21 protein-coding genes are annotated in these 22,836 nt (G+C 31.8%); 18 read left to right on the forward strand and 3 right to left on the reverse strand.

Features of this window, described 5'->3' with window-relative positions:
* The first annotated feature begins 122 nt into the window (after positions 1-122).
* The 4 genes from JVV30_RS08610 (at position 123) to JVV30_RS08625 (ending at position 3,239) form a co-directional block, all read left to right on the forward strand.
* Entirely contained in the window at positions 123-1,673 is a 1,551-nt protein-coding gene (locus JVV30_RS08610) for a BCCT family transporter (protein WP_070855259.1), read from the forward strand.
* Between the two features lie 176 nt (positions 1,674-1,849).
* Positions 1,850-2,386 carry an alkaline shock response membrane anchor protein AmaP gene (gene amaP / locus JVV30_RS08615; RefSeq protein ID WP_053028533.1) on the forward strand — a complete coding sequence of 179 codons (537 nt, stop codon included), beginning with the start codon at positions 1,850-1,852 and terminating at the stop codon, positions 2,384-2,386.
* Positions 2,387-2,398: 12 nt separating this feature from the next.
* Positions 2,399-2,638: a DUF2273 domain-containing protein gene (locus JVV30_RS08620; RefSeq protein WP_053028532.1), complete on the forward strand. Its 240-nt coding sequence runs from the start codon at positions 2,399-2,401 to the stop codon at positions 2,636-2,638.
* A 67-nt stretch (positions 2,639-2,705) separates the two neighbouring features.
* Positions 2,706-3,239, forward strand: a complete 534-nt coding sequence (locus JVV30_RS08625; RefSeq protein WP_053028531.1) for an Asp23/Gls24 family envelope stress response protein — start codon at positions 2,706-2,708, stop codon at positions 3,237-3,239.
* Between the two features lie 82 nt (positions 3,240-3,321).
* Here the strand turns inward: JVV30_RS08625 and JVV30_RS08630 are convergent, their stop codons facing one another.
* Positions 3,322-5,271 carry an IucA/IucC family protein gene (locus tag JVV30_RS08630; protein WP_204193981.1) on the reverse strand — a complete coding sequence of 650 codons (1,950 nt, stop codon included), beginning with the start codon at positions 5,269-5,271 and terminating at the stop codon, positions 3,322-3,324.
* A 114-nt stretch (positions 5,272-5,385) separates the two neighbouring features.
* Here JVV30_RS08630 and JVV30_RS08635 point away from each other — a divergent pair, with 114 nt between their 5' ends.
* From JVV30_RS08635 to JVV30_RS08665, 7 genes are all read left to right on the forward strand, one after another.
* Entirely contained in the window at positions 5,386-6,555 is a 1,170-nt protein-coding gene (locus JVV30_RS08635; RefSeq protein ID WP_204193982.1) for an MFS transporter, read from the forward strand.
* Between the two features lie 3 nt (positions 6,556-6,558).
* Positions 6,559-8,316, forward strand: a complete 1,758-nt coding sequence (locus tag JVV30_RS08640; RefSeq protein ID WP_070855256.1) for an IucA/IucC family protein — start codon at positions 6,559-6,561, stop codon at positions 8,314-8,316.
* Positions 8,317-8,319: 3 nt separating this feature from the next.
* On the forward strand, positions 8,320-9,381 hold the full coding sequence (locus JVV30_RS08645) for an alanine/ornithine racemase family PLP-dependent enzyme (RefSeq protein WP_070855255.1): 1,062 nt from the start codon (positions 8,320-8,322) through the stop codon (positions 9,379-9,381).
* A 249-nt stretch (positions 9,382-9,630) separates the two neighbouring features.
* Positions 9,631-10,629: an ABC transporter substrate-binding protein gene (locus JVV30_RS08650; RefSeq protein ID WP_070855254.1), complete on the forward strand. Its 999-nt coding sequence runs from the start codon at positions 9,631-9,633 to the stop codon at positions 10,627-10,629.
* Positions 10,630-10,641: 12 nt separating this feature from the next.
* Positions 10,642-11,673 (forward strand): FecCD family ABC transporter permease, encoded by a 1,032-nt coding sequence (locus tag JVV30_RS08655; RefSeq protein ID WP_070855253.1) that lies wholly within the window; start codon positions 10,642-10,644, stop codon positions 11,671-11,673.
* A complete protein-coding gene (locus JVV30_RS08660) occupies positions 11,670-12,635 on the forward strand; it encodes a FecCD family ABC transporter permease (RefSeq protein WP_053028524.1) in 966 nt (321 codons plus the stop codon). The genes JVV30_RS08655 and JVV30_RS08660 overlap by 4 nt, the downstream gene beginning before the upstream one ends.
* Before the next feature lie 213 nt (positions 12,636-12,848).
* Positions 12,849-14,222 (forward strand): YjiH family protein, encoded by a 1,374-nt coding sequence (locus JVV30_RS08665; protein ID WP_239469349.1) that lies wholly within the window; start codon positions 12,849-12,851, stop codon positions 14,220-14,222.
* Between the two features lie 75 nt (positions 14,223-14,297).
* On the opposite strand, the gene JVV30_RS08670 is transcribed toward JVV30_RS08665, so the two are convergent.
* Positions 14,298-14,612 (reverse strand): heme oxygenase, encoded by a 315-nt coding sequence (locus tag JVV30_RS08670; protein ID WP_070855252.1) that lies wholly within the window; start codon positions 14,610-14,612, stop codon positions 14,298-14,300.
* A 161-nt stretch (positions 14,613-14,773) separates the two neighbouring features.
* The gene (locus tag JVV30_RS08675) at positions 14,774-15,034 is read right to left on the reverse strand and encodes a SunI/YnzG family protein (RefSeq protein ID WP_053028522.1); all 261 of its coding nucleotides are present in this window, start codon (positions 15,032-15,034) and stop codon (positions 14,774-14,776) included.
* A gap of 174 nt (positions 15,035-15,208) precedes the next feature.
* Between JVV30_RS08675 and JVV30_RS08680 the strand changes: the two genes are divergently transcribed.
* The 7 genes from JVV30_RS08680 (at position 15,209) to JVV30_RS08710 (ending at position 22,474) form a co-directional block, all read left to right on the forward strand.
* Complete coding sequence (locus JVV30_RS08680; protein WP_070855251.1) at positions 15,209-15,727, forward strand: metal-dependent hydrolase; 519 nt, start codon at positions 15,209-15,211, stop codon at positions 15,725-15,727.
* 55 nt (positions 15,728-15,782) lie between these two features.
* Positions 15,783-16,970, forward strand: a complete 1,188-nt coding sequence (locus tag JVV30_RS08685) for a UTP--glucose-1-phosphate uridylyltransferase (RefSeq protein WP_070855250.1) — start codon at positions 15,783-15,785, stop codon at positions 16,968-16,970.
* Positions 16,971-16,986: 16 nt separating this feature from the next.
* Positions 16,987-17,670 (forward strand): PAQR family membrane homeostasis protein TrhA, encoded by a 684-nt coding sequence (trhA, locus tag JVV30_RS08690; RefSeq protein WP_053028519.1) that lies wholly within the window; start codon positions 16,987-16,989, stop codon positions 17,668-17,670.
* Between the two features lie 141 nt (positions 17,671-17,811).
* Positions 17,812-19,140: a multidrug efflux MFS transporter SdrM gene (sdrM, locus tag JVV30_RS08695; protein ID WP_070855249.1), complete on the forward strand. Its 1,329-nt coding sequence runs from the start codon at positions 17,812-17,814 to the stop codon at positions 19,138-19,140.
* Positions 19,141-19,265: 125 nt separating this feature from the next.
* Complete coding sequence (locus JVV30_RS08700) at positions 19,266-19,736, forward strand: SepA family multidrug efflux transporter (RefSeq protein WP_204193983.1); 471 nt, start codon at positions 19,266-19,268, stop codon at positions 19,734-19,736.
* Between the two features lie 72 nt (positions 19,737-19,808).
* On the forward strand, positions 19,809-21,260 hold the full coding sequence (locus tag JVV30_RS08705) for an MDR family MFS transporter (RefSeq protein ID WP_053028516.1): 1,452 nt from the start codon (positions 19,809-19,811) through the stop codon (positions 21,258-21,260).
* Positions 21,261-21,406: 146 nt separating this feature from the next.
* Complete coding sequence (locus tag JVV30_RS08710) at positions 21,407-22,474, forward strand: P-loop NTPase (RefSeq protein ID WP_070855248.1); 1,068 nt, start codon at positions 21,407-21,409, stop codon at positions 22,472-22,474.
* Positions 22,475-22,836: the final 362 nt, after the last annotated feature.

Raw genomic sequence — 22,836 nt, forward strand, 5'->3', positions numbered from 1 at the left:
ATTTAATTGTAATAGAAATATGAATAATTGGCGTTTATTCCTGTTGAAAAAGGCAATAGGTATAAACGTCATTTTATTTTGACCAAAATTGAATTAACAATATTTGTTGAAAGGAGTATATGATGCGAAAAAAGTCGATTAGTTTAGTGTTTTGGACAGCATTAGCTATTTGTACACTATTTGTTATATACGGTGCTATTTTTCCTAAACAATTAGAGATAGGAACCCAAAACATTACTACATTTATAGCGAAGCATTTCTCATGGTACTACTTATTGCTAGTTTTACTTATATTCTTTGTCTGCGTGTATTTATTATTTTCAAGATATGCGTCGATTACACTTGGTGAAGAAGGTGAAGATCCAGAATTCTCTCTTCCATCATGGTTTGCTATGTTATTTAGTGCTGGTATGGGCATTGGATTGGTATTTTGGACTACTGCTGAACCGATCAGTCATGCGTTTACATTAACGCCTATACATAAAGCAGGTAGTCAGACGGCTATTAATGATGCCTTTCAATTTGCATTCTTCCATTGGGGTGTACATGCATGGGCTGTATATGGAATTGTGGCTTTAGTCTTTGCATACTTTAGTTTCCATAAAGGATATCCTGGCTTAGTAAGTGCAACATTAGTCCCTATATTTGGTGAAAAATCTATGAAGGGACCTTTAGGGGGCGCAATTGATGTGTTAGCAGTTATTGCAACAGTTACTGGCGTTGCAGCAACACTTGGATTTGGCGCACTTCAAATCAATGAAGGCTTAAATTTCTTGTTTAATATCCCTAATAATTTTGGCACTCAGGTTATATTAATTATTATTGCGACAGCTTTGTTTACTTGGTCAGCGTGGTCTGGTATAGATAAAGGCATTAAAACACTCAGCAACGTAAATATGCTATTAGCATTTATTGTATTAATAGGATTATTTATAGTGGGGCCAACACTTTATATCCTAAACACATTTACAAATGGATTAGGTAATTATATCTTTAATTTCTTTAATATGAGCTTACGTATTCCAATGAATGGTGGAGAAAAATTCCAATGGCTTCAAAACTGGACTATTTTCTATTGGGCCTGGTGGGTATCGTGGGCACCTTTCGTCGGTATCTTTATAGCAAGAGTTTCAAGAGGACGTACGATTAAAGAATTTATTCTCGGTGTATTATTTGTTCCAGCACTTGTATGTTTCTTTTTCTTTGCAGTTTTCGGTGCATCAGCGGTGTATTTACAAGATAAAGGTATTGCTAATATTGCAAAAGAAGCAACAGAAACAGCAACCTTCGCTACTTTAGAACATTATCCACTTGGATTTATTTTAAGTATTGTCACTTTAGTCGTGATTATGATTTTCTTTGTGACGTCAGCAGATTCAGCAACGTATGTATTAGGCATGTTAAGTTCAAAAGGTGATATTAATCCAGCTTCTTTTGTCAAAGTAAGTTGGGGTATAATACTAGCATTATTTGCCATGATTATGATTTATACCGGTGGTACGCAAGCAATTCAAAACTTACTTATTATAGCAGCTTTACCATTTTCAGTTGTCATAATATTAATGATTTGGTCATTATTTAAATCGTTAAGTATAGATCATCCAAGAACGTCTAACAAATTTCCAAATATATTACAGTATAAAACGTCGAAGCAAAAAGATATAAAAAAATAAGAATGAAATATATGTTTTCACTGTGCTAAATTTGGGAATACTCTTTGTAGAAAGTAAAAAATTAATAAATATTTAAATAATTATATTAATAATTTTGAATTAATGTTTTGAATAATATTTATAGGGTATTAATTCGTATACAATAATTCAACAATAACTTAGGAGGTGCGTACGAGGTGAAAAGACTAAAAAACTTTATCCTCGGCCTATTAATAGTTGCTATTGTTGGATTCCTATTGTTTATGTACATAAAAGATAGTCGAATAACAAAATATCAAGACTATTTCCTACAATTCAATTGGTTCCAACCACTATTAATTGGTTTGGCTGCATTACTTATATTGATAGGCTTAATATTAGTATTCAGCATATTTAAACCAACATATAGAAAACCAGGATTATACAAAGATTATGATGATGGTCATATTTATGTATCTCGTAAAGCAGTCGAAAAATCAGCTTACGATACAATTACTAAATACGATCAAGTAAGACAACCTAACGTCGTTGCGAAACTTTATAATAAGAAAAATAAATCTTATATCGATATTAAGGCTGACTTCTTAGTACCTAATGATGTACAAGTTAAGTCTTTAACTGAAAGTATTCGTTCAGACATTAAACATAATGTTGAGCATTTTACTGAATTACCAGTTAGAAAACTTGAAGTGAATGTCAGAGATCAAAAAACAGCTGGCCAACGCGTTCTGTAAGGGAGGGATAACATGGCTGATAATAATAATCAAAATGGACAAGATGGAAGTCAACAAATCATTGACTTTATTAAATCTTACAAATGGCGAATCATTGGTTTCTTTGCATTTTTAATTATAGCAATCTTATTCCTAACTTTAGGATTTTGGAAAACAATTTTAGTTATCGTATTATGTTTAATCGGAATCGGTGTTGGGTATATTAAAGACCGTACACAGGATTTCATGAATTTTTTAAATAGATGGAGTTAACCTATTTATTTGAGAACACATTATTAAAAGACTAAAAAATAATATATAGATAAAAGGAGAATGTAATATGTCAGTAGAAAACAATAATAACAAAGCTAAACAAGCGTATAACAATCAAACAGGAGTTAATGAAAAAGAAAGAGAAGAACAACAAAAACAAGCAGAACAATACAGACAACAAAATGAACAACAACAATTCGAAAACAAATTAACATTTTCAGATGAAGTTGTTGAAAAAATCGCAGGCATCGCAGCTCGTGAAGTTAAAGGTATCTTAGATATGAAAGGCGGTTTCGCTGATAACTTCACTAATGCATTTTCAAGTGGTAACAACGTAACAACAGGTGTTTCTGTTGAAGTTGGCGAAAAACAAGCAGCAATTGACTTAAAAGTAATTTTAGAATACGGTGAATCTGCACCAAAAATCTTCCGTAAAGTTACTGACTTAGTTAAAGAACAAGTTAAATACATCACTGGCTTAGAAGTAGTAGAAGTAAACATGCAAGTAGATGATGTGATGACTAAAAAAGAATGGCAACAAAAAAACGAAAAAAATAATAACAACAACAATAACAATTCTGAAAGATCAGGATTACAATAAGTATAAATTTAACCCTTTAGGTTGTGTGCACAGCCTAAAGGGTTTTTTGTATCAATTTTATTTGTTCAAACGATTTGTCATTTTATTTATGCAATGGATTACTTACTTTAATGTAAGTATAGTGATGTGCTTCATCCTCTAAACGCATTGTAGTCACGCATTTATAATCTATTACTTCATCAAATATGACTTTTTTAATTTGAGATATGCGATCTGTGTTAACGTTTGTTAATTGATTTAGAATATGATGAATGATATTTCCAACACTATTCCATAATGTAGCTTCAAACTTGTCGTCATCGATAAACTTAGAAACGGTCAATATAAGTTCACCTATATGATTTTGAACAGTCGAGTAAAATACTTTATTAAATACTGTAGTTTTAGAATCGGTTAGTATTCTAGATTTTTCGTGAAAATGCTCAGTCACATAACCAGCTTCATTTAATTGTTGTTCATCGATTCGTAAACCTTCAAAGTCACGAATATATATGGTACGCAATCGGCCATCAGTATTAAATGTTGCAATTGAATTTTGTAAATGTGCTTCTAATGCAATACCATATTTCACATATAAAGGCATGACGATACCCAACAGTTGAGAAATATAGTCGGTTAACCATTCGTGTGCTGCAACGTCTAAACTATCCTTTACATAATTCGTTTTATAGCGCTGAATTAAACTTATTATCGGCGGTTCTTCATTATTTTTATAAGTAGCCACTAAACTCGATGGAATAATAGGCACACTATCATTGTCTATTAGATTATAAATATTATCTCTAAAAAGGGTTCCTAATTGTTCACTACGATCTGTTTGTATAGCCTCAGCGTCATTTGAATTATAAAAGTGAATGCCAGCAAATTCATTTAAAATACCAGTTCTATAGTATGTGAAATCTGCATCTTGTTCTAGAATGTCATTTAAAATACGAGTCACTAAAGGACCATTGTGTGTGGTCTGTTCAGATAAAGTTCTAATTTCACCAGTAATATGGACATTAGTAGATAATTTGATATGTGGCAAAGTTACAGGATATTTTGGTATTAATGTTCTGAATGATAATCCAGCATAATATGGCAGTTCTACGTTTAATGGAATCATTAAATGATGCTTTAATTCTTCTTCGTATTGATGTAGTAATATGTTATGAAACTGCCACGGGTGGACAATCATCAATTCATAATTATCTAGATTACTAAAACCAGTACATTCATTTTCAATGCGTTGATAGAGTTCTGGAAAGTGGGATTTTAGTTCATCATTATACGTAAGCGATAACGTTTTTGTTTTAGCAATACTTTGATGAATAAGTACACATTTTAAATTAATTTCTTTATTATATTCAGAACTATATTTAATATTTTCATTAGCATTTAGCCCTTTACGTAATTTAGCACCAGGATGAAGCGGATGACCTTCAATAACAGCCTGCTCCGAACGTAAATAACTATCTTGTTCATTAAAAATAATGTCCAATAATGGTTCGTTTGCATGTTGCATCTCATAAGCTTGATAAGCAAGTGCTAACGCCATATTTGCAACACTATTCTCCATATCATCCTTAAATTGTGAACTTGCTTCATTATCTAACGCTGGTTTTTCTTTTAAAATGCTAGCTAATATTTCATTTGGATGCAATATACGACAAAATTGGTTACTATGTTTAGCGCGATAATAAAACGGGCCTTCAACATCCACACGTCCAAAAGCATGCTTACCAGTAATACGTGCAAAGATATATTTATCCTCTTGTGGAAAATACACGCGCATCATTTGGTGTTGTCCATCGATGGGACAGTCTTCGATATCATTGGACCACATGATGATACTATTTGATTGAGCGTTAACTAAATTCTCTCTGTAGAGTGATGTAATTAAACGTTGTGAGATTTTATCTCGTGCAATGAGTAACTCATTTTTAAAGTAGCTAACTAAGTGAGGTAACGCTTGTTCTAAATAGTTTAACGCGCCTAATTCTTCCTCAGTTAACTGTATGTTTTTATTATGTATTGAAATTAAATTATTCATATGGCACCTCAAATTCATTTTACAAAAATCTAAAACATTTGTATAATCCATAATATCGATAATGATATTCATTATCAATTATAAATATTATTATAAATAAGTAGGTGGAATACTGTGGCGAAATTTTTCTTCTCTAGTTCCTTTTTATTATTTCTAGGGAATTGGATAGGACAAATTGGCTTGAATTGGTATGTGCTTACTAGTTATCATAACGCAGTCTATTTAGGATTGGTTAATTTTTGCCGACTCGTACCGATTTTGTTATTAAGTGTCTGGGCTGGCGCTATTGCTGACAAGTTTGACAGAGGGAAATTACTTAAAATAACTATTTCATCCTCATTTATAGTGACAGGCATACTATATGCTTGTACTTTTCTATTAGCTAAAGTACCAATTAGTATCATTCTGATTTATGCGACGCTTAGAGGTATGATTAATGCGACAGAAACACCAATAAGACAGGCTGTATTACCTGATTTATCTAGTCGGTTAAATACGAGTCAAGCTGTTTCATATCATTCTTTCATCATCAACATTTGTCGTTCAATCGGTCCAGCGGTTGCAGGACTTATTTTATCTATTTACCATGCACCGGCTACTTTTCTTGCTCAAACGGCGTGTTACTGCATTGCGACACTTTTATGTTTACCATTAACGTTCAAGAATGAAAGTGAGATAAGTAAAGCGGGCAAGGCGTTTTCTTTTAATGTTGTTTGGGAATACTTTAAGAATAATATGCAAGCTTCAAGAATATTCATTACTTCATTAATCATAATGGCTACAGGTTTTTCATATACGACATTAGTCCCAGTATTAGTACATGATATATTTCCAGGTCTTTCAGAAATATTTGGCGTATCAATGACTTTTTGTGCCATAGGTGGTATGCTAGCAACACTTTTACTACCTATGATTTTGAAAAAGTTAAATACCGTTCATATGTATTATTTAAGTTCCTGTCTATTTGGCATAGCACTATTAGGCGTCATCATACATCAGATTATAGTCATGTTCATTTGTATGGCACTTGTAGGTTTATTTAGTCAATTCGCGAGAACGTCAAATCGAATTTACTTTCAAGAGGATATAACACCTGAGCATCGTGGAAAAATATTAAGTATCGTAATGATGGACAGAGGAATGATACCATTAGGAAGTTTACTATTAACAACTTTATCAGAAGTTATGGGTGCTATTAATACATTCATCGTAATGGGCGTATTTACTTTTATAATTGCATTCATAGCATATATGATGCAAAGACCAATTAAAGTGGAGGAGTAACATATGATTCAAAACGCATGGCAAAATGCGGACACCAACATTCAATATCGCATTTTAAATGCATTGATCAAAGAAAGCATTTGGCCTGAACAAACCATAATAACAACTCAAAATCATCAATTAACTATACAATATCATGGGTGTATACTATTTACTCATTTTAATCGTAAAAGTATGATGTCACGATATGACTTTAAAGGTCCAATTACATACCAATGTGGTAATGAAAATAAAACAATCACTGAGGTAGAGAAATTATTAAGTATTTTAAAACATCACTTTGATATTGATATACAACAACAACTTATTAATGAAATTATACATAGCAGGGATAACTTTGTTGAGATTTATAAGCAATTCGATCAACGGCAACATAACGTGCAATCAAGTATGCAGTTCTCTTGTATGCCGACCACATTAAATTTCTTTGCATGGTTACAGCATTTAAGTGATTCCAATGAGATTAATGATTTATTATATTCGGAAAGTTTAGTATTGGAAGGACATCCAACGCATCCACTTACTAAAACCAAACTGCCATTAACAATGGATGAAGTTAAAATGTATTCGCCTGAATTTGAAAAAGTCATTCCATTAAAAATAATGTTATTACAGAAAGACTGCGCTCAAGCGACAAGTATTGATGGTACTGAAGACTTTATATTAAGAGAAGTTATTCCAGAATATCAATTAAGGCTAAGAAAATATGCACAATCGATACAAATTTCATTAGAAGACTATTACGTCATATTGGTACATCCGTGGCAATACAACCATACCATTTATGACAAGTTTTCAAATTGGATAGCGCACAAATTATTAGTCACGACACCATTCGAAGTCGATTCTAAAGCCACATTATCATTTAGAACAATGTCTTTAATTAATAAACCTTATCACGTAAAACTACCTGTAAATGTACAAGCGACAAGTGCTGTCAGAACCGTTTCAAGTGTAACAACAGTAGATGGACCAAAATTGAGTAAGTCTCTACACAATGTCTTAAACCAATATTCACAACTAAACGTTGCCATCGAGCCATATGGATTGTGTGCTAAAACAAATGACGATGACGCGAGACAATTGGCATGTATCATAAGAGAAAAACCTTACATAGCAAATAATGGTGTGACAATTGTTACTGGTGCATTGGTTAACCCAAATCCAATTGATCAACACATCACAGTTGATAGTTATATTGAGTGGGTTAATGGTGAAGTAAATAAAAGTGGCATCATAACGTTTATGGAAAATTATAGTCGACAACTTATTACACCTTTACTCAATTTAATACAAGACTATGGCATAGCATTAGAAGCACATATGCAAAATACGATAGTAAATTTGGGCCCGAATTTTCAAATGAATTTTATTGTACGAGATTTAGGTGGCTCTCGTATAGACTTAAACACACTTACACATAAAATGAATAATATACAAATAACAAATCAAAGTTTATTAGCCCAAACAATTGAGGAAGTCATTGCTAAATTTCAGCATGCGGTTATACAAAATCAGTTAGCTGAATTAATATATCATTTTTCAAAAAAAGAAAATATAACAGAAGCGGAATTGTTTCATATAGTCCGAAAAGAAGTCGAAGTCGCTATTAATGATCATAAGCCACATGCCCAAGCATTAAGAGATGTGCTGTTTGGTCCAACGATTACTGTAAAAGCTTTATTGCGTATGCGCATGACCAATAGAGTGAAAAAATATTTAAATATACAACTTGAGAACCCAATTCGAAAAGAGGTGTAATAAGTGGCTCAAATCAATATAAATTTATCTAAAATTGAATATAATGCAGAAGCGTTGAGAACATTATTAGAAGAGAATGATATACATTTAACTCCAGTCATCAAATGCATTGCCGGTGACAGTCGCATTATTGAAGCATTAATTCAATCAGGAATTACGCATTTTGCAGAATCCAGACTTGAGAATATAAATGAAAACTTCAAGGATCAATGCAATTATCTACTTTTAAGACCAACATCTAAGAAACACTATACACAACTTGTCGAAACAATAAAAATAAGTATGCAAACAGAAATTGAAACGATTAGAGAAATCAATGACATCGCTAAAAGTTTAAATAAAAAACATCAAATTATGCTAATGATAGATTGGAAAGATAGACGTGAAGGCGTAATTACCTACGATGTACTAAACTATATAGAAGAAATTATAAAAATGACTCAAATTCAGTTAGTAGGTATCGCTTTTAATTTTATGTGTTTTAAATCATCCGCACCAACTGAGGACGATATATTTAAAATAAATCAATTCGTTGATGCTATTGAAAATAATTTAGGATTTAGATTGAAAGTTATATCCGGCGGTAACTCAAGCATGATTCCTCAATTAATGTATAACGATTTGGGTAGAATTAACGAATTGAGGATAGGTGAAGCCCTGTTTAGAGGTGTTGATACGACAACTTATCAATCTATTCCGATGTTATTTCAAAATGCCATTACATTAGAAGCGGAAATATTGGAGATTAAGCCACGATTATCAGACAATAACCAATGCTATCTACAAGCTATAGTAGATATAGGCTATGTTGATACAGATATTGACAAAATTAAACCGATAAAAAATGATGTTGATATTGTCGGCGCATCAAGTGACCATCTTATGATTAACTTAAATAATCAAGATTATTATAAAATTGGTGATGTTATTGAATTCTCATTGGAATATGAGGCACTTTCTCAAGTCATGTACCATAATCGTATGACAAAGAACTATTTAAAGGATCATTATATTCATTCTTTGAATAATCAAATGAATCATTCTCCAATACTGACACATAAATAATTTAATTTATTATTTGAATTAAATTGATATCGAAACATTATGTAATAGATTAATTAGCCTTTAATTTAGAATTATATTTCTGATTAATGGCTTTTTAATTTATGCTTATATACCTATATTCTATTGTTAATTAAAATTCCGATAATTTTTTATAAAAAAATTAAAAAATATCCCAAACGATATTGACATTGATAATCGTTATCAATAAACTATGTATTGTAAACCTATACATATTAAGGAGTGGAATTCATGAAAGGCTTTAAGTTTGCAGGGATAGTTGCATTACTATTTGCATTAGTATTAGTTACTGCATGTGGTAATGTTAGTAATAATGGATCAGACGATTCAAATAGTAAATCGTCATCTAAAGACGCAATTAAAATTAAACATGAATTAGGTACTACAGAAGTTCCTAAAGATGCTAAGCGTGTAGTAGCTTTGGAATTTTCATTCGTAGATGCATTGGCAGCACTTAATGTTAAACCAGTAGGGGTTGCTGATGATAATAAACCAAATCGTATTATCAAGCCATTAAAAGATAGAATTGGTGATTACAAATCAGTTGGTACACGTAAACAACCTAATTTGGAAGAAATCAGTAAATTAAAACCCGATTTAATTATTGCGGATAGTAACCGACATAAAGGTATTTACAAAGAATTAAGTAAAATTGCACCGACAATAGAATTAAAAAGTTTTGATGGTGACTATAACGATAATATAGAAGCGTTTAAAACGGTCGCTAAAGCTTTAAATAAAGAAGATGAAGGTAAAAAACGTTTAGAAGAACATAAAGAAAAATTAGCTAAATGCAAAGATGAGATTCAATTTGATAAAAATGAAAAAGTGTTACCAGCAGTAGCGTCTAAGTCTGGATTATTAGCGCATCCAAGTGAATCTTATGTAGGTCAATTCCTAACTCAACTTGGCTTTAAAGAAGCATTAAATAAAGATGTTACTAAAGGTTTAAGTAAATATTTACAAGGACCTTATTTACAACTCAATGCTGAAACGTTAAAAGATGTTAATCCAGAACGTATGTTTATAATGACTGATGGTGCAAGTCCTAAAGAACCGTCTTATCAAGAAATGAAAAAAGATCCAGTTTGGGATACATTAGATGCGGTTAAACATAATCGTGTAAGTATTGTTAGCCGAGATACTTGGGCTAGAGCTCGTGGTTTGATATCTTCTGAAGAAATGGCTAAAGAACTTGTTGAAATTTCTAAAAAAGACAAAGAAAAGTAAGGTGGCTAAGCGATGACTATTAGATCAACTGATAGTCAATCTGCTATAGATAAAGCAAATAAGAGACGCACTACACTCACATTTATTGTGAGTGGGTGCTTTCTTTTTATTTTTGCATATTTTAATTTAGCGATTGGCTCTTCTGAAATTCATGCAAAACATATTTTCGAATACTTTTTTACGTCTATGGATAATAAACAAACATTTCTTATTCATAATGTAAGAATGCCTAGAATGATTGGTGGTTTATTGATTGGTGGTGCATTGGCTTTAGCAGGTCTATTAATGCAGGCAATCACTAGAAATCCACTCGCATCGCCTCAAATATTTGGAGTTAATTCTGGCGCATCGTTTGTCATAGTACTAATTACCATATTAATACCTGCATTAGGAAATTATGCTACGTACTTAGCATTTATAGGTGCATTTATTGGAGGATTAACTGTCTATGTATTATCCGGATCTACGAAAAAAATAACACCAATAAAATTGGCCCTTGCAGGAATGGCAATTCATTTATTTTTCAGTAGTTTAACGCAAGGCATCATCATATTAAATGAAGATTCTAATACTACCGTTATGTTCTGGTTAGTAGGTTCATTGAATGGATTGAAATGGACTGCAGTCTTGTCAGTTATGCCTTGGCTCATATTAGCGCTTATCATAACGATGTTATTAGGCCGTCAATTAACCATAATGGAATTAGGAGACGATATAGCGAAAGGATTAGGCCAGAAGACTCAGCTTATCAGAATTATAGTTGGCCTACTTGTCATCGTACTAGCAGGCGCGTCTGTTTCAATAGCAGGGCCCATTGGATTCATTGGCTTAATTGTCCCTCATATAGTTAAACGCTATATAAGCAAAGATTACTTCTTAATGGTGCCATTAACATTTCTAATTGGTGCAGATTTATTATTGCTATCAGATATGTTAAGTCGACTTATAACATTCCCTTATGAATCACCAGTTGGTATTGTTACATCATTTGTTGGAGCAATCTATTTCTTATTAATAACTTTAAAAGGGGTGAAACGAATATGACAAAACGACAATTATCTATTCGTTATGCCATTGTAATTACTTGTTTAATTGCAAGTGTCTTTGTAAGTTTATGTGTTGGTTCAACAATGTATAGCCCGTTAAAAGCACTTCACAGTGTTTTAAGTTTGGATGATTTTATACTTAATGAATACCGTATTCCAAGAACGTTATTGGGGTTAGTTGTAGGAAGTAGTCTGGCTATTTCTGGAGCAGTGATACAAGGTGTAGTTAGAAATCCACTTGCATCTCCGGATGTAATCGGAATAACTAAAGGTGCAAGTTTAGCAGCAATTATTGTAATTATGTTATTTCCTTCTGCACCACTATTAGTATTACCAATTGGTTCGTTTATAGGTGCATTATTAATCAGTTTAATTTTGTCATTTTTGATTTCTAAATATAATATTAAAGGATCAACATTAGCTTTGATAGGTTTAGCTATCGGTGCGATATGTACAGCTGTGGTTCAATTTTTACTTATTAGAAATCCTATGGATGCTAATAATGCTTTAGTTTGGTTAACAGGTAGTTTATACGGTCATACCATTGATAATTTTTATTCAATCCTACCTTGGTTTATTATTACTTTACCATTCGTATTAGGTTTGAGTTATCAATTAGATATTTTAAATTTAGGCGAACATATTGCTACAGCACTTGGTGCAAGGGTACAAAGACTTAAGATGATTTTACTTATTTTATCCGTAATGTTAGCGGGTGCTTCTATCTCAGTTGTTGGTGGAATTAGCTTCCTAGGTTTAATTGCACCCCATATTGCTCGATCAATTGTAGGACAGCGATATTTTCATGTTGTAATCATGTCTGGTTTGATAGGTGCGATTTTAATTTTATTCAGTGATGGATTGGCTAGAGGTATTCACCCACCATTAGATATACCTGTTGGTGTTATCATTGCCATCATTGGTGTTCCTTATTTCTTATTTTTATTAAGAAGAATATAATGAAGTTAAAGAGCTAATTTTCTTCTAATTAAACGTGGAGATTTAGCTCTTTTCATATTGCATCTCTATTAAAAATAAGATATAGTATTAAACATATTATTCATAAAAATGCATATATTCTTATATTTATATATAATTATAAGTCTGTTAGTAATATAAATACATAATTAATGAATATAAAAACATCAATTATGAGAGAGAAAGAGGTTATAAATGGTGGAAGGATATACGAAGCAACAAATTGCTAAAGGTAGAGCGAAGTTTATAACAATGTCTATTATTGGAATTATACTTTTCTTAATTCCTATTCCGGTTACGCAAGATGGTGAAAAACAAACGACATTGCCTGTAGCGTTTTTAGCTAATTGGTTAAAAGGTCTACTTGGAGATGCAATGCCTATCATCATCATTACTATTATTACATTATCTGCAATATTAACACTTTTATATTCCACTCTATTTAGAAGTAAGGTTAAGCCTGGTGGACTATTAGATAGTGCATTTAAAGTCGGCCCAGTTTGGATGATATTAAGATTATTGGCAGTTGTCTTTGTCTGGATGACTTATTTTAAGTTAGGGTCAAAAGTGATTTATTCAGAAGATACAGGTGGATTAGTGTTTAACGACCTATTACCAACCTTAGTTGCAGTATTTTTATTCGCTGCACTATTTTTACCGTTCTTAATGGAATATGGGTTGTTGGAATTTTTAGGGCCTTTATTTAGACCAATTATGAGACCTTTATTTACATTACCTGGACGTTCGACAGTAGACAATCTTGCTTCATTTATAGGCGATGGAACTGTAGGTGTGCTGATTACAAGTCGACAATATGAAAGAGGTATTTACTCTAGAAGAGAATCAATAGTGATTTCGACTACATTTAGTGTAGTTTCTATCACTTTTGCAATTGTTATCGCAGAAACGGTTGGACTTCAACATAAGTTTTTTGCTTTTTACTTAACAGTAATCGTTTCATGTTTTGTAGCAGCTATGATTATGCCTCGTATTTGGCCATTGAACCAAATACCCGATGAATTTACGAAAGAAGTTTCTGAAAATACTAGATTAGAAAAATTACCTGAAGGTAAAACGGCGATAGGCTATGGTTTTGAAGAGGCGACAATTGTTGGTTTGAAAGCACCGGGATTTAAAGAATTTTGGAAATCAGGTTTAAAAACGGTCATAGATATGTGGTTTGTTATCCTTCCAGTTGTTATGAGTATAGGAACACTTGCAACGATGATTGCTAACTATACACCGGTATTCTCAATTATTGGACAACCATTTATTCCGATTCTTGAATTATTGCAAATACCGGAGGCAGCTAAAGCTTCTGAAACTTTATTAATTGGTTTTGCGGATATGTTCTTACCTTCCATACTCATCGCTGATGCACATAGTGAAATTACGAGATTTGTTATAGGTGCATTAAGTATTTCTCAATTAATATACTTATCAGAAGTTGGTGGTGTAATACTTGGTTCTAAAATACCAGTTAGCTTAGGTAAACTATTTATGATTTTCTTAATCAGAACTGCTATCACTTTACCGATTATTGCATTGATGGCCCACTTATTGTTATAACCACAATTTAGGCAATGAAGATTTATGTTGGGAATATTGATCCTATTCAACCAACATAACTTCATTGCCTTCTTTTTAATTTAAGGTAGCTAATACATCAGCTTTGACAATTTCACTATTTATAACTGGAGATGTTTCGGCCGATGTTTTACCTCTATTTTGATGTGCTTCTTTAAATGCATCACTTTTAGTCCATGCTTCGAAATCTTTTTCAGTTTCCCACCACGTATTGACATACATATCTTCACTGTCTTTGTCTCGTTCAACTTTCCAAACTTCAATTTTATGAAAACCTTGTAATGCTTCAATTTTTCCACCTTTAGTAAATCTTGGTGCCATTTTTTCAGCGAATCCTTTTTTTACAGTAATTCTATTTGTTACTACAAACATTTTTTAACCTCCTTATTCTTAAGCATAGTGTAATTAATAACTCGGAAAATAAAAAGTAATTAAGTATTAAATGTCTAGGTATATAAAAACTGCCAACTACATTTAATGCGTTGACAGTGAAATATTACATATAACTTTGCGAAAGAAATTGTATTATATCATTACTTAGTTAATTCATTATAAACTTTTTGGTCATTGTGCGTATAAATAATGTATTCATGATCATCTGTATCAATAATCACTCTATTCGTTTTACCAAAAGTAGAACCAATACGTGAAATATTTTTAGAGTCTAAATCTGGAACGGCATGAATTTCTTGGTCTTGTGAGATATTTTTAATGTCACTAGTAGGGATTTTAATATCTGCTACTCTCCATTGAATTCTAACTTCATTATTATCTTTCTTTACAGTCATTGCCATTAAAGAACACATCCTTTATGTTATTTATGTCTATATCATATATCATTATGTAATCGTTTTCAAGTATTAATGCTATACTTTTTTATTTTGTGATACACTATTTACTTCAACCGAAAATATGTTCGTATTTTAGCGCGTTTTGTGTTAGAATGTTCTCTATAAAGGAGAAGGTATATGACAGGCAAAACTCACGTATCTGCTGGTTTGCTAGTGGGTGCATTAACAACCGAACACTTTCAAACTGATTTGTTCTCTACTGTTACTGTGTTATGTTTAGCAGTGGTTTCAAGTTTGCTTCCAGATATTTGTCATACTGGAAGTAAGATTGGTAGGAAATTAAAGTTGCTAAGCATAATCATTAGGCTTTTATTTGGTCACAGGACATTCACTCACTCATTATTATTTATTGGTATCATTGGATTTCTCCTTAATTTAATTCAAACTCCTATATACTATTTGGTTTCCATTATCGGTGGTATGGCGTCTCATGTTATACTAGATATGTTAACGCCAAGAGGAGTAAAGTTACTTTATCCGATTCCTCTAACTATTAAGTTCCCATTCACCTTTAAAACAGGCGGCTTAGTTGATGTATCACTGGCTACTGCATTAAGTATTGGCGCATTATACATATTATTCCAAACGTTTATTAATGATTTATTACAATATATAAGCCAGTCCATTTTAGGGTAATACTAAATTTTTATGGGTATGAATACATATTGAATTCATCACAAGGAGAGTTAAAATGTTAGATCAAAATCAATTAAAGAAATATAATCAAGAGCATTTGAGTGAATATGAAAAGCTAATGAGTAGTAATGAAAAAGAAAAATTAGAAGCTAAAGTGAATGATTTAGATTTAGAAAGTATTCAGCAATTATTTAAAGATTTATATATAAATCGTCAATCGATTTCAGACGTATCAACAGTTTCAGAAGTGAAATATCAGCGCAAGTCAGACTTGACGGATCAAGAAGTAGCTAAATATGAACATAAAGGATTAGAAGCAATAAGAAACGGTGAATTTGCAGTACTTTTGATGGCTGGCGGTCAAGGTACTCGATTAGGTTATAAAGGACCTAAAGGTTCTTTTGAAATAAAAGGTATTAGTTTATTTGAACTACAAGCACAACAATTACTTAAACTTAAAAAAGAAACGGGTCATTTAATTAATTGGTATATCATGACTAGTGATATTAATCATGAAGAAACGTTAACGTATTTTGAACAACACGATTATTTTGGCTATAATCCTGATAATATACATTTCTTCAAACAAGATAATATGGTTGCGTTAAGTGAAGAAGGACGTCTTATTCTGAATGAACAAGGTTATATTATGGAGACGCCAAATGGTAATGGCGGTGTATTTAAATCATTAGATAAGAATGGCTTTTTAGATAAAATGGCAACTGATGGTGTGAAATATATTTTCTTAAATAATATTGACAATGTATTAGTTAAAGTTTTAGATCCACTATTTGCAGGATTTACAGTAGTACATGATTGTGATGTAACATCTAAATCAATTCAACCTAAAGATGGTGAAAGTGTTGGACGTTTAGTAAATCAAAATAGTAAAGATACAGTACTTGAATACTCTGAATTAGATGAAGAAGTAGCAAATACGTTTAATAATGCAAATATTGGTATTCATGCCTTTAAAGTTGGATTTATTAAACAAGTGGTAAATAATGACTTACCATATCATTTAGCAGTGAAAAATCTAAAACAATTAGATGAAGATTTTGGTGTTGTTGAAAAACCAACTTTAAAATTTGAACTGTTCTATTTTGATATTTTTAGATATGCAACTAGTTTTAACACGTTACAAGTTAATAGAGAAGATGAATTCTCTCCACTTAAAAATAAAGAAGGTAAAGATAGTGTTGAAACTGCTACATCAGATTTAGAACGTATGAATTTAATTTAAAGGGTGGTGGTGTTAGATGTCTAACTCATCTAAGAATACAAAAAGTGCTGTTGTTGAATCTTTTAAAGACATCATCCCGCTATCTTTTGGTGAAGAAATAGGTAATGCAGTATCACATGGTGTTGCTGCGTTGATTACACTTTTTTTACTTCCTTATGCGGCAGTACATAGTTATATAGCCCATGGAACGTTGAGCTCAATCAGTGTTTCAATATTTGTAATTAGCATTTTTATGATGTTTATCTCATCTACAATATATCATTCAATGAAGAACAATACTGCACATAAATACATATTGAGAATTATAGATCATAGTATGATTTATGTTGCAATTTCTGGGACGTATACGCCCGTTCTATTAACTGTTGTAGGCGGATGGATAGGTTGGTTAGTGTTTATATTATTATGGGGTACCACAATTTGGGGTATATTATATAAATCCATCTCTGAAAAAGTGAATCCAAAGTTAAGTTTAATTGTATATCTTGTGATGGGATGGGTTGGTATTATTTTTCTTCCTATTATCATTATGCGTACGTCATGGATGTTCATTTTATTTATAGTTTTAGGCGGTTTATCATATACGATTGGGGCTTGGTTTTATGCGCAAAAAAATCGTCCTTATTTCCATATGATTTGGCATATATTTATCGTTATCGCTTCAATGTTCCACTTTATTGCAATACTTTATTTTATATAGAGAAACTAAAAAATAAGGTTGATGATTTTATCGGTCATCAGTCTTATTTTTATTTTAAAGTGATTATTATATTGCGTCTGAATAATTCTAACGATTATTCTATTAAAGAATCTAAAAAGATAAAAAGGAGGAAAATTGTTCATGAACTTAAAATCTATAGGTATTGTTGTTACATTGGTTTTAACTATGTTTATGGCTGCAATTGAAAGTTCAATTATTTCATTAGCCATGCCTACAATAAGAACAGATTTAAATGCTGGAGCATCAATATCATTAGTATTTACAGTTTATTTTATTGCGTTGGTAGTAGCTAATCCGATTGTTGGTGAATTATTAACACGTTTTAAAATTCTTTATATTGCAATGGTAGGTTTATTATTATTTGGTATAGGTAGTTTAATGTCAGGAATGAGTAGCACATTTGTTATGCTCATCATCTCAAGAATCGTCCAAGGATTAGGAGCGGGGGTTATGATGTCGTTAACTCAAATTGTTCCTAAATTAGCTTTTGAAATACCATTTAGATACAAAATTATGGGTATAGTTGGAAGTGTATGGGGGATATCTAGCATTATCGGACCATTGCTAGGTGGAGCTATTTTAGAGTTTGCAACATGGCACTGGCTATTTTTCATAAATATCCCGATAGCGGTTATTGCAATTATTTTAGCATTTATTACGTTTCATTTTCCTGAGGAAGCGGAAGTTAAAGCATCTAGCTTTGATGTCAGAGGACTTACATTATTTTATGTGTTCATAGCTTTATTTATGTTTGGTTTATTATATAAGTCATCAATAATATTAAATATGATTGCTTTAGTGTTAGCATTTATATTCATATTTATTTTATTTAAATTTGAAAGCACAATCAAAAATCCATTCATACCAATTTCAGAGTTCAATCGTTCAGTATCATTAGTATTTGTTACGGACCTCTTAATAGCGATGACTTTAATGGGATACAATTTATATATACCGATTTACTTGCAAGATCATCTGCATCTTTCTCCACTTCAAAGTGGATTGGTTATATTCCCATTGTCAGTAGCTTGGCTAGTTTTAAATTTTAATTTAGCAAAAGTTGAAGCTAATTTAACACGTAAGGCATTATACATCACTGCATTCACTTTATTATTAATCAGTAGTATCATACTAATGTTTGGTTTGAAAATGCCATTATTAATTGCAGCAACTGTAATACTCGCTGGACTAAGCTTTGGTTTTGTTTACACTAAAGATAGTGTCATCGTTCAAGAAGAAACAAATCCGAGACATATGAAGAAAATGATGTCCTTTTATGCATTAACCAAAAATTTAGGTTCATCAATAGGCTCAACTGTAATGGGCTATTTCTACGCTATGTCAACAGGATTTATAAATGGTCACTTTTATAATATTTTACTTGCAGCTGCATTAGTGAGTATCTTACTCATCATCATGTGGTCAACGCTTTATAAATCCGAGGCATAGCATATTAAAGCTTTAACATAAACTAAATGTGATGGTTTATTAAGTTCTTTTAATATCGCGCTTTAAATTTTATATTGCGTTTTATAAATGATAAAATAGCCGTGTGAAACAAAGGAGGGCAAAAAATGAAGTTTTTTAAAAATAATTATAAAATTATTTTATCTACTTTATTTGTCCTCACTATCTTTATTATTTCAGGTGCTATTTTTTTAATGTTTTTAGGATTTGGTTTATTTGGTTTAAGTCGAATCCTAATTTTTTTTAACTTAGGAGACTTTACCTATAATAAAAATTTAGTAGATAATTTAGTTTATTATGGAAGTTATATCGTTTTTGGTTACTTCATTTTATTTGCCATTGAACATTTAATGGACTACTTTAGAAAGCAATTGCCTAACAATCCATATTTTAGTGGTAGTATGTTTCATTTGATTTCTTATGTCGTAACAACGATACTCTTTTATTTTATAATTCATATACACTACGTTTATATAAAAATTGACTTTTGGGTCATCGCAGTCATCATAGGGCTATTATATATATTTAAAATTATATTTTATCCAGATAGTGAGAATCTTAATAATAAGAAAGAATAAGCATTTAGTTTGCTTGGCGTACTAAAATTTGGTTGAATATAACAATGTCTTTGAATTAAAAGGAGTTTTTATATGGCGAATATAGAAGTATCCACAAAAAAACGGAACCTCATTGTTGCAGTAATGTTATTAAGTGCATTTATAGCTATTTTAAATCAAACTTTATTAAATACTGCTTTACCGCATATTATGAGGGAACTAAATACATCTGAAAATACTGCCCAATGGTTGGTAACTGGTTTTATGTTAGTTAATGGGACAATGATTCCGTTGACTGCATACTTAATGGATAGAATTAAAACCAAGCCATTATACTTAGTTTCTATGGGAATCTTCCTTATTGGATCTATTGTTGCTGCTATTGCACCTAACTTTGGTGTTTTAATGTTTGCCAGAGTGATACAAGCGATCGGTGCTGGAATTATTATGCCGCTCATGCAGTTTACGTTATTTACTTTATTTTCTAAAGAAAAGCGTGGTTTTGCAATGGGCTTAGCTGGCTTAGTTATCCAATTTGCACCAGCGATTGGCCCTACTTTTTCAGGCTTAATTATAGATAATACGAGTTGGAGAGTACCATTCATTATCGTTGTAGGCATTGCACTTATAGGTTATATCTTTGGTGCTATTACATTATCTAGTTACAATGAAACTAAAAAAACAGCATTAGATAAACGATCAGTTATTTATTCAACGTTAGGATTTGGATTGATGCTTTATGCATTTAGTAGTGCAGGCAATCTTGGATTCACTCATCCAATTGTTATCTTCTCATTTATAATTGGAATGTTAATTGTTGTTGCGTTTGTAAGAAGACAATTATATATAACTAATCCGTTGTTAAATCTCCGAGTCTTCAAAAGTAAAATTTTCACTTTCAGTACTATTACTTCAATGATTGTCATGATGTCAATGGTAGGTCCAGCACTTTTGATTCCATTGTTCGTCCAAAACGGTCTTGGTCTAAGTGCCTTCATGTCTGGATTAGTCATAATGCCAGGGGCTATTTTAAACGGTATAATGTCTGTTTACACCGGTAAAATTTACGATAAATATGGACCTAGACTTTTAATCCTAATTGGATTTATCGTGCTCATTATAACTACTGCCTTGTTGAGTTTCTTAAAATATGATTCATCTTATACCATGTTAGTTATCGTGTATGCAATAAGAATGTTTGCTGTTTCATTATTGATGATGCCAATTAATACAGCAGGAATTAACGCACTTAAAAATGAAGACATTTCGCATGGTACTGCCATCATGAACTTTGGCCGTGTTATGGCTGGCTCACTTGGAACGGCCTTAATGGTGACTATTATGAGTATTGGGGCTAAATTACTAAGTCAAAGTTCATCTATAAGTGCCAATCATGAAATCGCACAAAGACAAAGTGTTGCAGCAGGTGTTGATTTATCATTTGCCATAGTAACTGGATTAGTGATTGTTGGTTTCATCTTCTCTCTATTTATTAAAGAAGAAAGACACTACATTAAAAAAACAACGAATACGCGTGATATATAACGATTAGATAATGATAGAAGTTAGTCTTCATATATTGAGCTAACTTCTTTTTTTATATATCTAAAAAATATATACTAATTTAGAAAGTCAATACATATTAATATTTGTTATTATATAGATATAAAGAATGCTAAGGGGGATTTACATTGTTAACGGTAGATCAAGTGAAAGAAATAGTCGGAGCATTAAAAGATCCGATAATAAATGTACCACTTAAAGAAACAGATGGCATCATCGAAGTAACTACAAAAGAAGAAATAGAACACGTTAGTGTTAAAGTGGCAATGGCGCAACTAGGTGGACAACCACAGTTAGATTTACAAATGGCAATAGTAAAAGCGCTAAAAGAAAATGGGGCTAACACTGTTGGGATACGATTTGAAGAGTTACCTGCCGAAACGGTAGAACAATATACAGGTAAAAAAGAAGAACAACCAAAAACTATAGAGGGATTATTATCTAAAGATAATCCAGTAGAATTTATAGCGATTGCTTCAGGTAAAGGTGGCGTAGGTAAATCGACAGTTGCAGTAAACCTAGCAGTTGCTTTAGCACGAGAAGGCAAACGTGTTGGTTTAGTAGACGCTGATATCTATGGATTTAGTGTACCTGATATGATGGGTATTGACGAGAAACCGGGAGTCCAAGGTAAAGAAATAATTCCCGTTGAACGTCATGGCGTAAAAGTGATATCAATGGCATTTTTCGTAGAAGAGAATGCGCCGGTTATATGGCGTGGACCAATGCTAGGCAAAATGTTAACTAATTTCTTTGTAGAAGTGAAATGGGGAGAACTTGACTATTTACTATTAGACTTGCCGCCAGGTACAGGTGATGTAGCTTTAGATGTTCATTCAATGTTACCAAGTAGTAAAGAAATCATTGTAACTACGCCTCATCCGACAGCAGCATTTGTAGCTGCAAGAGCAGGAGCGATGGCTAAACATACTGAACACTCTATCTTAGGTGTCATTGAAAATATGAGCTATTTCGAAAGTAAAGAAACTGGTAATAAAGAACATGTCTTTGGTAAAGGTGGCGGACGTAAACTAGCAGATGAATTAAATACGCAGCTACTAGGTGAATTACCATTAGAACAACCTACATGGAATCCTAAAGATTTCTCACCATCTATTTATCAAGCAGATGATCGATTAGGTAAAATTTATACGTCTATTGCTCAAAAAGTGATAGCATCTACAATTAAAAAATAAAATCCTATTTAGTGTAAAATTAGCGCATGGAAATTCAGATTTTCATGCGTTTTTCTATTGCAAAATATTTTGAATCTGATAGAATAATTTCTTGTGAGCAACAATGAAACTTGAACATAACAAAGATAAAAATTAGTTCAAAAAAAGTGTTGACTTAACTATTTAAACTTGATATTATATAAAAGTCGTCGAAAACGGAATGTTAATTCCTTACAAAGTTTGTTAAAATGGTGTAAAACTTACCATTGCAAAATAAAAAAAGATGACTTAAAATAATAAAAGTAATCAGCAAAAGTTGTTGACTTTCTAAAAAGAATGTTATACAATTAAGAAGTTGTTTTAAAAATGAACATTGAAAACTG

It is taken from the genome of Staphylococcus sp. GDY8P47P, assembly GCF_016892225.1.
GTDB classification, from domain to species: Bacteria; Bacillota; Bacilli; order Staphylococcales; family Staphylococcaceae; genus Staphylococcus; species Staphylococcus borealis.